The sequence below is a fragment of the Methanococcoides sp. NM1 genome, assembly GCF_900774285.1.
In the GTDB taxonomy this organism is placed as follows: Archaea; Halobacteriota; Methanosarcinia; order Methanosarcinales; family Methanosarcinaceae; genus Methanococcoides; species Methanococcoides vulcani.
This window is the reverse complement of sequence record NZ_CAAGTW010000001.1, coordinates 332,699-346,470: the sequence shown is the minus strand read 5'-3', so window position 1 is coordinate 346,470 and position 13,772 is coordinate 332,699. Positions and strand designations below refer to the sequence as shown.

The window sequence follows — 13,772 nt, the reverse complement described above, 5'->3', positions numbered from 1 at the left end:
AGCATGATTACAAAATAACACTTACAGTTGGAATCATTATGCTTAAAGATGAATATCAAATCGATTTTTTCTCTGATAACGGATTTATCAGAAAACAGTGTCCTAAATGTGGAAAATACTTCTGGACACGAGACCAGGATAGGTCAACATGTGGAGATGCACCATGCGACCCCTATTCATTCATAGGCAATCCCGTATTCAAGAAGAAGATGGAACTTGCAGAAATGCGGGAGTTCTACCTTAAATTTTTCGAGGAACAGGACCATACCCGCATCGATAGATACCCGGTCATTGCCAGATGGAGAGACGACATATACTTAACAATTGCATCAATTGCCGACTTCCAGCCATTTGTAACATCCGGGCAGGTACCACCACCAGCAAACCCACTCACAATTTCCCAGCCATGCATCAGGCTTTCTGACCTCGATGCTGTGGGAAGGAGTGGAAGACATCTTACGACTTTTGAAATGATGGCACACCATGCCTTCAACAACAGTAAGAAGGAGATCTACTGGAAGGACCACACACTGGAACTGTGTGACGGACTCCTCGACTCCCTTGGTGCAGACCCGATGGCTGTCACATACAAGGAAGAGCCATGGGCAGGTGGCGGAAATGCCGGACCATGTGTGGAGACACTTATCGGCGGGCTTGAGGTTGCAACGCTTGTGTTCATGGACCTGAAGCAGGACAAGAAGGGAGATATAAACATCAAGGGAGACCAGTATTCCAAGATGGATAATTACATCGTGGATACCGGATACGGACTTGAGAGGTTCGTGTGGGCATCAAAAGGTTCACCCACCATCTATGACGCGATCTTCCCCAGCATTGTGAACGAGCTAATGGGACTTGCAGGTATCGAGCATGAGCTTGAGAACGAAGAGTATACCAATATCCTTTCACAGAATGCACGTCTGGCAGGACTTATGGACGTCAGTGAGAAAGCAAACCTGTTCGAATTGAGGAAACAGGTTGCTTCCAGCATCGGAACTACCGTAGAAAAGCTCAGTTCGATAATGGAACCTGTGGAAAGCGTCTACGCTATCACAGATCACACCAGATGTCTCACATTTATGCTCGGTGACGGTGGCATACCATCAAATGTTAAGGCCGGATACCTTGCAAGGCTTGTCATACGCAGGACGCTCAGGATGATGAAAGACCTTGGCATCAACGTCCCCATATCTGAAATCGTGCGGATGCACATCGACAACCTGCCGGAGTATCCTGAATTCCAGGAGAACTTTGATGTCATCGAGGATATTCTTGTCCATGAGGAGCGCAAGTTCGCGGACACACTTGACCGTGGCAGGAGAATGATGGAGAAATCTGCCAAGCATTATAAGAAGAGTGGAGAAAAGATCCCTCTTGAGACCATCATAGACATGTATGACAGTCAGGGGATCCCACCAGAGATCTCAAAGTCTGTTGCAGCAGAGGTCGGTGTGGAAGTAGACCTTCCTGACAATTTCTATTCATTGGTAGCAGATAAACACAGCAAGTCCGAAGAGAAGGAAGAAAAGGTCATTCCTTTTGCCGACAGGATCGCAAAGTTGCCGAAGACAAAACGCCTGTTCTATGACGAGCCGAACAGGATGGAGTTCGAAGGTGTTGTCCTGGACATATTTGAAAAGCATATTGTACTTGACAATACGCTTTTCTACCCCGAGGGTGGCGGACAGCCAGCTGATTACGGCACATTGACCGTTGAGGACATTGTACTTAATGTGGTGGACACCCAGATCTACAACGGAGTGGTGGTCCATACCATTGATGATATCGAGGATGAACTGCACATAAGAAAAGGTGACCTTGTGGTCGGCAGGGTTGATGAGGAGCGCCGTATGGCACATGCAAGACATCACACTGCGACTCACATCATTAATGATGCTGCAAGGGATGTTCTTGGAAGCCATATCTGGCAGGCAGGTGCCCAGAAGTTCATGGACAGGGCGCGCCTTGACCTTTCCCACTACAAACGTATCACACAGGAAGAACTGGACCAGATAGAGCTGATTGCAAACCGTACTGTCATGGAGAACAAGCGGGTGCTGAGTGACTGGATGGACAGGACAGAGGCCGAACAGAAATACGGATTCCGCCTGTACCAGGGTGGTGTACCCCCAGGAAAGATGATCCGTGTTATGCAGGTAGGCAATGACATCGAGGCATGTGCAGGCACTCACTGTACAAACACAGGCCTTGTAGGTCCGATCAAGATACTGAAAACCGAACGCATACAAGACGGTGTTGAACGTCTGGAATATGCTGCAGGAGAAGCTGCTATCAAAGCAATGCAGGATCTCGAGTCACTTGTGCGCAATTCATCCGAAACACTGCGCGTATCAGCAGAACAGCTGCCATCTACTATCGAGAGGTTCTTTGACGAATGGAAGAACCTCAAGAAAGAGAACACAAAGCTCAAAGATGACCTTGCTCATGTGAGGGTAAGCCAACTGATCACAGATGCTGAGACCATCAACGGCATCAGGCTCATCGCAAAGACGGTACCGCATGCAGACAGTGATGAACTCACAAAGACAGCAGGTGAACTGACACAGGAGAACGATGTCGTCGCTGTGCTGATAAGCGAACTGGATGGTGTTAAGATCGTGGCAGCCGCTGGTGATGAAGCGGTTAAGAACGGCGTCAACGTGGGCCTGATCGTCAAAGAGATGTCCGCAATTGTAGGCGGCGGTGGCGGAGGACGCCCTAACATGGCGCGCGGTGGAGGAACAAATCCATCAAATATGACCGGCGCCCTGGATCGCGGCACTGAGCTGTTAAAAGAACAGCTCGAGTGATCGCGAATTGAACTTAACTAAAAGGAGTTCTTTTGCGACACTGCTGAAAGGAGCACCTTTTAATAATTTTCAAGAGCCGATCTGAGCTTACTATTTGAAGCAGATCTTCTGCTATTCTTTACTTTTTTGCTCTTTTTTTACATTTGTTACCCTACGACCTGACAATTATGCCATAAGATCAGAAAATACATGCATAAACACATCAAAAAATACCATCCTATTTGAAAAGGTTAATATTAGAAAAAAAACAATAGAACGTACTGAAATTGTGAGGTAAGATGTCTGCAGAAGAAACTGATGAGATCATGGGCACGCTTTGTAAGGAACTAGCTACAAAGAATGCATTATTGTTAGCACCGATCAATGTGTTCAGTGAGAGGATGATCTATTTTTACACTTATTCTGCAATGAAGAGTGATCCTTCCCGCAACATTGTATGGCTTTGCCTGAAGACCTCCAGAAAACATGTTCTTGAAAAATTTGAAGAATACGGCCTGGAAGTCGGTGAGCTTATGGAAAGAATTTGGTTCATTGATACAGAGGGGGCTGGCAAGAACGACCCGAATACCCTTTATTGCAATTCTGTGACAGACTACATAAAGATCGGTTCACATGCATCAAAAATATTTGGCCAAAAACCCGGATCGATCCTCGTCCTTGACGACCTTACAGTACTTTCCAAAGACAATCTGCAGATAGTAGAGAATTTTATTAAATTCCTTGAACGAAACGTTCGTGAAAATCAGGGCAGCATCATCTCCATGCTGGGAAAAGGTGCCCTTCCGACTGAGACCGAAGGCCTGATGCGCTCGTTCTTTGACGTAATAATCGATATTACGGAACAGGGCAAATTGCACACAGACATCGGATTGAACATTGTTGATGCCCGTTATACCATCGTTGATGGAAAGATCGACCTGAGCTACAGTCAGAAAAAGATGCAAAAGGAAAGACTGAAGATCCTTGTCGTGGACGACGAACCAGACATTCCTGAACTGATCAGACTCTCACTTGCCACGGAACCCTACGATTTCCTGATAGCATACAGCGGAGAAGAAGCTGTAAAGAAAGCTATCGAGGAAGTTCCCGACCTGATCCTGCTGGACATCATGATGCCGGACATGGATGGATATGAGGTCGTAGAGAAACTCAAACAGAACAGCGATGCGCAGGATATTGCAGTCATAATGGTCTCTGCAAAGACAGAGGTAGAGGACAAGCTCAAAGGTATGCAGCTTGGCATCGATGACTACATCTCAAAACCATTTGACAAAAGGGAGATCAATGCCCGTATCAAGATGGTCATGAAAAGGTTTGGATGGGAACCAAAGGAAACGGATTCCAACTAAGACCTTCTTTTTTAGCTTTTTTTATACGAACTCAAATACAGAGTCATATCATAGTTCCAACCAGATATTTTAAATAATCTAAAACCTCTCAATCTAACAAAATATGCGATAACTGTTTAATTATCATCGGAGTGTTTTAATGGCGATTCCTAAAGAATACGATTCTAATGAAATAGAAGTAAAATGGCAGGACACCTGGGATATGTCTATGTATCATTTTGACTGGAAGGATGAAAGCCGTCCACAGTATATAATCGATACACCACCTCCATATCCTACAGGAAATTTCCACATCGGAAACTCACTCAACTGGTGTTACATCGATTTCGTTGCACGTTATAAGAGAATGCAGGGATTCAATGTAATGTTCCCACAGGGCTGGGACTGTCACGGCCTTCCTACCGAAGTAAAGGTAGAGGAGATCCACGGTATTACCAAGAACCAGATACCACGTACTGAGTTCAGAAAATTGTGTGAGGAGATGACCGTCGGCAACATCGAGAAGATGCGCGCCACAATGCTCCGCCTTGGATTCTCCACGGACTGGAGCAATGAGTTCATCACAATGGACCCCGACTACTATGTCAAAACCCAGAGATCCTTTGTCAAGATGCAGGATATGGGACGTGTATACCAGTCAGAGCATCCTGTAAACTGGTGTCCAAGATGTGAAACAGCTATTGCTTTTGCGGAGGTTGAATACGATGCAAGGGACACAAAGCTCAACTTCCTGCACTTCGACAAGCTGGAAATCGCCACCACAAGGCCGGAACTGCTTGCAGCATGTGTGGCAGTTGCCATCAATCCTGATGATGAAAGATACAATGAGAATATCGGGCAGACCGTTAAGGTACCATTGTTCGGCCACGAGGTAAAGGTCATCGGGGACAAGGATGTAGATCCAGCATTTGGTACAGGGGTTGTCATGATCTGTACCTTTGGGGACAAGCAGGATGTCAGATGGTGGGTAGAGCATGATCTGCCACTGAGAAAGGCCATTGACAAGAACGGTCGCATCACAGAGATCGCAGGCAAGTATGCAGGCATGACAATTCCTGAATGCAAGGAAGCTATTATTGAGGACCTTAAGAAAGAAGGCTACCTCTATGACCAGAAAACACTCGACCAGAACGTTGGAATGTGCTGGAGATGCAAGACCCCTATTGAGATCCTGTCCGAACGCCAGTGGTTCGTGAAGATCGACAATGACGAGATCCTCGAAACAGCCGATGAGATCGAATGGTTGCCTGAGTATATGAAGGTCAGGCTCCAGAACTGGACAGGAACCATGGAATGGGACTGGTGCATCTCTCGCCAGAGGATATTTGCAACACCAATACCTGTATGGTACTGTAAGAAATGTGGAGAGGTCATGGTAGCAGAAGAAGAATGGTTACCAATGGACCCTACACAGGAACAACCACCTGTAGCATGCAAGTGTGGTTCCACTGACTTCGAGCCAGAAGAAGATGTGCTTGACACATGGATGGACTCTTCCCTTACAGCCCTGCACGTAGCAGGCTGGTTAAGCGACAAGGAGATGAGAAACCCAACACAGCTACGTCCACAGGGACACGACATCATACGCACATGGGCATTCTACAGTATACTGCGTTCAAAGGCACTGACCGGCAAGAGGCCATGGGATTCCATACTAGTCAATGGAATGGTGCTCGGAGAGGATGGTCACAAGATGAGCAAGTCACTTGGAAACATCATCTCACCGGAAGAAGTAATTGCAAAATACAGTGCTGATTCATTCAGGCAGTGGGCTGCAGTAGGCGGGTCCACCGGATCAGATGTTATGTTCAGGTGGAAGGACGTTGTATCAGCATCACGATTCTTTACAAAGATGTGGAGTATCTACCGTTTCTCCATGTCACACCTTGAGGATAATCTATCCGACATCGTGAACAACAAGCCGGAAGAGCTTGCGATCATTGACAGGTGGTTGCTGAGCAATCTTAACAGGCTCATCATGTCAGTAACTGAAAGCCTTGATGCATACCAGTTCGATGAAGCTTACAAGTCCATCAGGGGATTTGCATGGGAGACCCTCGCAGACAACTATATCGAACTTGTCAAATCCAGACTGTACGGAGATGACGAAAATGCCCGCAGGACGGCACAATATACGCTTTACCTGGCAATGGATGCCCTCTCACGCATGCTTGCACCTTTCGCACCATTCTTTGCTGAAGAGATGTACTCAAGGATCGGGAAAGGCAGCGTACATGCACAGGGCTGGCCGGAAGCTGACGAGTCGCTCATCAGTGAATCCGTAGAAAAGGACGGAGAGCTCATCAAGGAAATTGCGAGCAATGTCAGAAGATACAAGTCCGAGTCAGGCATGGCACTAAATGCCCCTCTTGAGAAAATAGAGGTATACGGTACACTCGGAGACGCTTCCGACCTTATCGGCGTGACAAACTCAACCGTAGAGATCATCGAAGGCGAACCTGACTTTGAGCATGTTCCTGTGAACATAAAGCCGAACATGGGCATCATTGGTCCAAAGTTCAGGAAGCAGGCAGGAGCTATCATCAAGACACTTACATTAATGGACCCTGTGGAAGTTGCCGACATCGCTTCAAAGGGCAACATCAGCATAACAGTTGATGGCGAGGATATTGAGCTTGAACCTGAAAGTGTTGTCATTGAGAAAGAGGTCATTTCAGCCGGCAGGGCTGTGGATGTTCTTGATGTCAACGGTACTGTTGTAGTGATAGTCCGCTGACCAAAACAGTTATTTTCACCCCCGCTCTAGTTTTATATAACTAAACGCGGGGGTTTTTTATGACTAACAAAGAGTATAACAGGATACTGATAGCAACTGACGGTTCCGAGAACGCAGAGAAAGCTGCAAGATCGGGAGTGAAGATAGCAGCTTTGAGCGGTGCTAAAGTACTTGCACTTTATGTTGTTGAGATGGAGACCGTAGGTGTTACTCCTGAAGCCGTCCACAGGGACTACGTCGCATCAATGGAACTGGCGGTCACCGAACATATGACCAGAGAACAATGGCATGAATTTGCCCGGGTCGCAGATGATATATGGAAGACTGAAAGACAAAAGCATCTCGAAGAGAAAGGGAATGCTGTTACATCCTATGTGGAAAATCTTTGCAAAGAGCTGGGAGCAGAGGTTGAAACACGTGTAGAGGAAGGTCACCCTGCAAACGTTATTCTTGATATTGCAGAGAAAGAGAATGTGGACCTAGTGGTCATCGGCACACTTGGAAAGACAGCGGATGGCAGGTTCAGGCTCGGCAGTGTTGCGGACAAGGTTATCAGGAACTCACCGGCAGAACTTCTGGTCGTCAGATAAAAGATCAAGATGATTTTTAAGATCAAATAAAAGACCAAAAATATTAAAAAAGGAAGAAGGAGACTTTAAGCCTCCAGAACTGCAAGACGGTCTGCGATCTCCAGGGCGATACTTGCAACTTCTATTGCATCCCTTCCGAGAACACGGACCATTGGTTCTTTCCCCACACCGCCCGCATCAGAGATAATGGCGGGAACCCTGCCATAGGAATCAATTGCATAGGTTACACCCCAGTCCATGGTGTGGGTGTGTTCAGGCTCTTCTGCACGGCTAAAAGAGGACATTGTAAGCCCCATATCCTCACAGATGGCCAGCACGTTTCTTGAATAGCTTATGTTGACCGATGCACGAATTTCCTGATCGAACTCCATTGCCGCAAGAACTATCCTTGCAACATGGCTGCTTGCACCAAAACTAACACAACCTACCACCTTTGGCCTGCCCTGAAGCCTGACTATCCTGCCGTTGACAGCAGCAACATCAGAGACCTTCCTTGCGTGCGGCAGGGCCATTGCTATATTACAACCAACCTCTGCAACAAGCTTGGCGAAATTTGGGCTGTCCTCAAGCATCTGAACTGCCTTTTCAGTGTTAGCAAGCACTTCATCCTTTGTTGCCATCATCTGGAGATAGCCCATCTGGTTCACTGGAGATACGCCCTTACCAATATTTCTGCTCAGAAGGATGCCGTATTCAACGAATTCCTTTGCAGCGATAGCAGCATCTACAATAGAATAGCCTCTTGCAAGATAGGCCGTCAATGCGGAGGAATAAGTGCAACCTGAACCATGGGTACCTCCTTCAATGAACCTTCCGGGCACCTCTGCAAAGAGATCACTTTCAGATTCATATACCAGGTCCACAGCATCAGAATGCCCTCCTGTGATCACTACATTCTTGACCCCAAGGGCAGCAATGGCCTTTGCAGCTTCTTTGGCATCCTCACGTGAATTTATGGTGATACCGGAAAGGACCTGTGCCTCACTTATGTTGGGAGTTGTGGCATAGCTAAGAGGCAAAAGCTCTTCTTTCAGGACCGAAACGGCATCTTCCTTCAGAAGGTCACCACCGGCCTCTGCGGCCATTACAGGATCCACGATGATATGAAGATCATATTCTTTCACACTTTTTGCCACTGCCCTGACAATGTCAGCAGATGAAAGCATGCCGGACTTTGCCCATCTGATGTCCATATCGGCGCAGACAGCTTCGATCTGGTCGGATACCACTGACGGCGGCAGGTCATATGCACTCTTTACCCCGGTGGTGTTCTGTGACGTCACTGAGGTTATGGCACATGTCCCATGCACATAAAGTGACCCAAATGTCTTGATGTCGGCCTCTATACCTGCCCCGCCACCTGAATCTGAGCCGGCGATGGTCAATACTACGGGAGTTATATCCATCTCATCCATGTTCCTGCCTTCTATTATCATGAAGTTAAAGATTGAACTTGTTAAATAAAAACCAAGTGGTTACATCGGAATGATCGGGTGAGATCATTAAAGAGATCTTCCAAGATAGACCTATCTTCGACAGGTTTATATAGAGTATTTGCAACAATGGAGATTCTAATCAAGAACTAAATCAAGAACTAAAACCTTATTAAGTTCGAGAGTAACATAGCTTATCAAAATCACATAATGCATTAGGGGCGATTAATAATGGGAAACAGACCTCTGGATATATTGAACGATGCTTTGAACACATCCGTCATTGTCAGGTTAAAAGGTACAAGAGAGTTTAGGGGTATCCTTCAGGGATATGACGTACACATGAACCTTGTACTTGAGGAAGCAGAAGAATTAAGTGAAGGCGAAGTTGTTCGCAAGATCGGTGGCGTTGTTATCAGAGGAGATAACGTTGTCTACGTGTCTCCGTAACCTATAAGAATAATAGGTGCATCAGGGATAAAACCACCAATATAATTACAGCTAACAACAGTTGAGATATACTGGAACATATTACATTATAGATTTACAAAAGGTGATCAAGAGATGTCAAAAGGTACTCCATCAATGGGTAAGAGGCAAAAACGCACACACGCTAAATGCAGACGCTGTGGAAGCGTTTCACTCAATATCCATACAAAACAGTGCACATCATGCGGTTTCGGAAAAACATCACGCATGAGAAGCTACCAGTGGCAGAGAAAGTGCAAATACTAAAAAAGGACTTTTTCTCACTCGGAGTATAAATGAAAGAAGAATGCGGCGTTGTTGGTGTGTTGATGCATGATGCAGATGCACAGGCGAAACCCGCTTCACTTCAGATATACTATGCCCTCTATGCTTTGCAGCATAGGGGACAGGAATCTACCGGAATTACGGTCAAATGTGGAGAGACCGTCAAGTCCATCAAAGGTATGGGGCTTGTTCCGGAAGTTTATTCCAAAGAGGATATTCTGAAACTCAAAGGTAACCTTGGCCTCGGACATGTCCGATACTCCACTACCGGCGATTCAAATATCGAGAACTGTCAGCCACTAATGGTCAATTACAAGAGTGGCACCGTTGCAATTGCACACAACGGTAATCTTGTGAATGGGCGGGAACTTCGGGATGAACTGGAATCCGAAGGGCGCATTTTTATTACTAATTCTGATACAGAGGTCATAGCACATCTTCTTGTCAAGGAGATGCTAAAGCGTGATTATTTAGGATCCATCAAAGCTGTGATGTCAAGACTTAAGGGATCATACTCCCTTGCCTTGATGATCGATGACCGACTATTTGCTGCCCGCGATCCCCTGGGATTCAAACCATTATGCATAGGTGAGATCAGCGGCGGATATGTGGTCGCATCAGAGAGTGTGGCTATTGACACACTCAACGGCGAACTTACAAGGGATGTAAGACCCGGTGAAGTTGTAGAGATCACAAAGAATGGCTTTGAAAGCCACCAGATGTTCAACGAGAAGAACGCTGCACATTGTGTTTTTGAGTACATTTATTTTGCAAGGCCTGATTCCATTATTGACGGACAGCTTGTTTACAAGGTTCGTGAAAAGATCGGGAGGGAACTTGCACGCGAGCATCCGGTAGAAGCCGACATGGTATCCCCGGTACCGGACTCAGGAATCACATCCGCTATCGGGTATTCCGAAGAGTCCGGGATCGATTATCGGGAAGGCCTGATGAAGAACCGTTATATCGGACGCACATTTATCCTGCCCGGACAGGCAATGCGAGAAACAGCGGTACGTCTTAAGATGAACACTATTTCCGAGAACCTCAAGGACAGGAGGGTCATTCTCGTCGATGACAGCATCGTGCGTGGAACCACCTCACGCCGCATCATTGAAATGGTACGCAAAGCAGGTGCCAAAGAGATACACGCAAGGATCGGAAGTCCCGCAATTATCGCCCCGTGTTATCTTGGAATTGATATGGCCACAAGGGACGAGCTTATAGCTGCCAAAAAATCCGTGGACATGGTCAAAGATGCGATAGTTGCAGATTCACTTGGATACCTTAGCATCGACGGTCTTGTCAGGTCGATCGGCATTGACAGGAATGAGCTCTGTCTTGGATGCCTTACTGAACTTTACCCTGTAGAGATACCTGGTGAAAAGTGTCACCGCAAGCAACTCAAACTTGATGAGTTCAAGGACGAGGATTAATCCGAATCCTCTCTTTTTTGTACATATACACTTATACCTGCTTCTATCCTTATACAGAGATAGCCCATAAAGATACCAAGAACAGCACCAGCTATCACGTCTGATGGATAATGAACCCCTGCAAACACACGGCTAACAGCCATCATTAGAGCACCAGTCCACAAAAGATAGCTGTATTTTCCTGCTATCGGGTGCAGGAACATTGCTGCTGCAAATGCCACGCCTGAGTGAATACTCGGCATTGAATATCCTGATGCTTCCACAACAAAACGTACGTCCTCAGGCCTTGGAACCATTAACCAGGATTTCAGGACAGTGGCTGCTACCCACACAGATAATAGCATCAGGCCAAAATACACTGCAGTTCTCTTTGAGCCGGAGAGGTAAAGATAAAATCCTATTAATACCCACAAAAGGCCTTCGCCTACAACAGAAAGGAACACCATAAGAGGATCCAGTGCCGGATATGAGTTCAGCATATGAACTATCTGAACCTCCATGGATGAGAACGACATAAATAATTGTAGGAACTGTATAGGATAAACATTTTTGCAATAGAGGTTCCCCAACATGTCCAAAGGTAAAAAATGGCATTTCTGGATCGACAGAGGTGGCACGTTCACTGATGTTGTCGCAAAGAGACCTGATGGAAGCATCATTACACACAAACTGCTCTCAGAAGATCCTGAACACTATGAGGATGCAGCCATACAGGGCATACGCCGGATACTCGGGCTTTCAAAAGATGATGAACTTCCCACAGAGAAGATCGAGTGCATTAAGATGGGAACCACCGTGGGCACAAATGCGCTTCTGGAAAGGAAAGGTGAGAGATCTGCACTTGTGATAACCAAAGGGTTCAAGGATGCACTGCGGATCGGTTACCAGAACAGGCCGGATATCTTCGCGCTTGAAATTGAACTGCCCGAAGTTCTCTATGAGCAGGTGGTCGAAGTGGAACAAAGACACAGTGCCAGAGGTGAAGAGCTTGTAACACCTGATGAAGAAAAGATCAGAAGGGACCTCGAAGCTGTCTATGCTAAAGGCATACGTTCGCTTGCAGTTGTGCTTATGCACTCATACCGATATCCGGAACATGAACTGGTCATTGAAAGAATAGCAAAGGACATTGGTTTTCAGAACATCTCACTTTCGCACAATGTCAGCCCACTGATCAAGATCGTGGGTCGCGGGGAGACCACCATGGTCGATACTTATCTTTCACCTGTCCTGCAGCGATATGTGAACAGGATACTTGCTGTTCTTAATGCAGATAGCAATGATACAAAGTTACTATTCATGCAATCCAATGGCGGATTGACCGATGCAATGTCTTTCAGGGGGAAGGACAGCATTCTTTCGGGGCCTGCAGGAGGGATCGTAGGAGCTGCCAGGGTATCAGGAATAGCAGGATTTGAGAAAATAATCAGTTTCGACATGGGAGGAACATCCACCGATGTTGCACATTACAAAGGGGAATATGAACGCTCCTTTGAGAACGAGGTCGCAGGGATACACCTCTATTCACCAATGATGAACATCCATACCGTTGCAGCCGGAGGAGGCTCTATATTACATTTTGAGGAAGGAAGATATCAGGTAGGTCCTGATTCTGCAGGCTCTGATCCCGGACCTTCCTGTTACAGACGTGGAGGTCCGCTGACAGTTACAGATTGCAATGTGATGCTGTCCAGGATCATTCCAAAGTTCTTCCCTAATGTTTTCGGGGAATCCGGGACATTGCCAATGGATGCTGATGTGGTACGCTCTCATTTTTCCGGGCTTGCAGAGAAAATATCCACAGACACAGGAGAGAACACCACGCCTGAACAGGTTGCCGAAGGGTCCCTTACCGTTGCCGTGGAGAACATGGCAAATGCGATCAAGAGGATCTCAACGCAAAGAGGCTACGATCTGAAATTATACATTGTGCTGTTTCGGAGGTGCAGGTGCCCAGCATGCATGTCTCGTTGCAGATTCTCTTGGAATTTCGCGTGTATTCATACACCCGTATGCCGGAGTATTATCAGCGTATGGAATGGGGCTGGCAGACCAGAGGATGATCCTTGAGAGGTATGTGGAGGAAGAGCTTACTGACAAAGTGATCCATGAGATTCGAGATTTGTTCGAAAAACTGGAGAGCGATGGCTCTGCTGCTATGAGAGGGCAGGGAGTTCCGGAAGAGGATATTGTACTCGAACACAAGGTCCATGTGAGATATAGCGGCACCGACACATCCCTTGAGGTCGGTTTCGGGAAGATCGGGACCATTGTGGAAAGCTTTTGTGAAGCTCACAGGAAACAGTTTGGTTTTGTGATGGAAGACAGGAACCTTGTAGTTTCCAATATTTCACTGGAGATCATAGGACTAAATGAAATTCCGGAAGATATCATCGGAAACGATGTAGCAGAAGGTGAATGCTCCCATGAGACAACTGTTGAGATGTACACCTGTGGAAAATATCACTGCACACCAGTCTTCATCAGAAAATGCCTGAAACCCGGACATGTTGTGAAAGGGCCTGCACTTGTCATTGCAGATACGACCACAATTGTTGTGGAACCTTTATGGGAAGCAGAGATCACACCGCAGGACCACATTGTACTAACACGCACAGAACCGCCGGCAGAACATGTTGCCATCGGTACGAATGTTGACCCGGT

At 46.6% G+C, this 13,772-nt stretch carries 9 protein-coding genes and 1 pseudogene; 8 read left to right on the top strand and 2 right to left on the bottom strand.

The window, feature by feature from the left end; genetic code table 11:
- The first annotated feature begins 38 nt into the window (after positions 1–38).
- The 4 genes from alaS to E7X56_RS01695 all read left to right on the top strand — a co-directional run bounded on the left by alaS (position 39) and on the right by E7X56_RS01695 (position 7,486).
- The gene (gene alaS / locus E7X56_RS01710; protein WP_135604213.1) at positions 39–2,810 is read left to right on the top strand and encodes an alanine--tRNA ligase; all 2,772 of its coding nucleotides are present in this window, start codon (positions 39–41) and stop codon (positions 2,808–2,810) included.
- 278 nt (positions 2,811–3,088) lie between these two features.
- A complete protein-coding gene (locus E7X56_RS01705) occupies positions 3,089–4,159 on the top strand; it encodes a response regulator transcription factor (protein WP_135604211.1) in 1,071 nt (356 codons plus the stop codon).
- Between the two features lie 139 nt (positions 4,160–4,298).
- Complete coding sequence (locus E7X56_RS01700; protein WP_135604209.1) at positions 4,299–6,896, top strand: valine--tRNA ligase; 2,598 nt, start codon at positions 4,299–4,301, stop codon at positions 6,894–6,896.
- 59 nt (positions 6,897–6,955) lie between these two features.
- Positions 6,956–7,486, top strand: coding sequence for a universal stress protein (locus E7X56_RS01695; RefSeq protein ID WP_135604207.1), 531 nt, complete (start codon positions 6,956–6,958; stop codon positions 7,484–7,486).
- 65 nt (positions 7,487–7,551) lie between these two features.
- Here the strand turns inward: E7X56_RS01695 and thiD are convergent, their stop codons facing one another.
- The gene (gene thiD, locus E7X56_RS01690; protein WP_135604204.1) at positions 7,552–8,922 is read right to left on the bottom strand and encodes a bifunctional hydroxymethylpyrimidine kinase/phosphomethylpyrimidine kinase; all 1,371 of its coding nucleotides are present in this window, start codon (positions 8,920–8,922) and stop codon (positions 7,552–7,554) included.
- A gap of 228 nt (positions 8,923–9,150) precedes the next feature.
- On the opposite strand from thiD, the gene E7X56_RS01685 reads away from it, so the two are divergent.
- From E7X56_RS01685 to purF, 3 genes are all read left to right on the top strand, one after another.
- Positions 9,151–9,369, top strand: coding sequence for an LSM domain-containing protein (locus E7X56_RS01685; RefSeq protein ID WP_091689548.1), 219 nt, complete (start codon positions 9,151–9,153; stop codon positions 9,367–9,369).
- A 114-nt stretch (positions 9,370–9,483) separates the two neighbouring features.
- Positions 9,484–9,654 (top strand): 50S ribosomal protein L37e, encoded by a 171-nt coding sequence (locus E7X56_RS01680; RefSeq protein ID WP_081955726.1) that lies wholly within the window; start codon positions 9,484–9,486, stop codon positions 9,652–9,654.
- A 29-nt stretch (positions 9,655–9,683) separates the two neighbouring features.
- Positions 9,684–11,108 (top strand): amidophosphoribosyltransferase, encoded by a 1,425-nt coding sequence (gene purF, locus E7X56_RS01675; RefSeq protein ID WP_135604202.1) that lies wholly within the window; start codon positions 9,684–9,686, stop codon positions 11,106–11,108.
- Here purF and E7X56_RS01670 read toward each other — a convergent pair.
- Complete coding sequence (locus E7X56_RS01670) at positions 11,105–11,623, bottom strand: phosphatase PAP2 family protein (RefSeq protein ID WP_167879420.1); 519 nt, start codon at positions 11,621–11,623, stop codon at positions 11,105–11,107. The two genes, purF and E7X56_RS01670, sit on opposite strands and share 4 nt — an antisense overlap.
- A gap of 55 nt (positions 11,624–11,678) precedes the next feature.
- Here E7X56_RS01670 and E7X56_RS12260 point away from each other — a divergent pair.
- Positions 11,679–13,763, top strand: a pseudogene (locus E7X56_RS12260) (hydantoinase/oxoprolinase family protein); the annotation flags it as partial.
- Positions 13,764–13,772: the final 9 nt, after the last annotated feature.

Excerpts from the sequence above, each read along its gene's own strand:
- alaS (WP_135604213.1), top strand. The coding sequence starts at position 39 with ATGCTTAAAGATGAATATCAAATCGATTTTTTCTCTGATAACGGATTT.
- E7X56_RS01705 (WP_135604211.1), top strand. The coding sequence starts at position 3,089 with ATGTCTGCAGAAGAAACTGATGAGATCATGGGCACGCTTTGTAAGGAA.
- E7X56_RS01700 (WP_135604209.1), top strand. The coding sequence starts at position 4,299 with ATGGCGATTCCTAAAGAATACGATTCTAATGAAATAGAAGTAAAATGG.
- E7X56_RS01695 (WP_135604207.1), top strand. The coding sequence starts at position 6,956 with ATGACTAACAAAGAGTATAACAGGATACTGATAGCAACTGACGGTTCC.
- thiD (WP_135604204.1), bottom strand. The coding sequence starts at position 8,922 with ATGATAATAGAAGGCAGGAACATGGATGAGATGGATATAACTCCCGTA.
- E7X56_RS01685 (WP_091689548.1), top strand. The coding sequence starts at position 9,151 with ATGGGAAACAGACCTCTGGATATATTGAACGATGCTTTGAACACATCC.
- E7X56_RS01680 (WP_081955726.1), top strand. The coding sequence starts at position 9,484 with ATGTCAAAAGGTACTCCATCAATGGGTAAGAGGCAAAAACGCACACAC.
- purF (WP_135604202.1), top strand. The coding sequence starts at position 9,684 with ATGAAAGAAGAATGCGGCGTTGTTGGTGTGTTGATGCATGATGCAGAT.
- E7X56_RS01670 (WP_167879420.1), bottom strand. The coding sequence starts at position 11,623 with ATGTCGTTCTCATCCATGGAGGTTCAGATAGTTCATATGCTGAACTCA.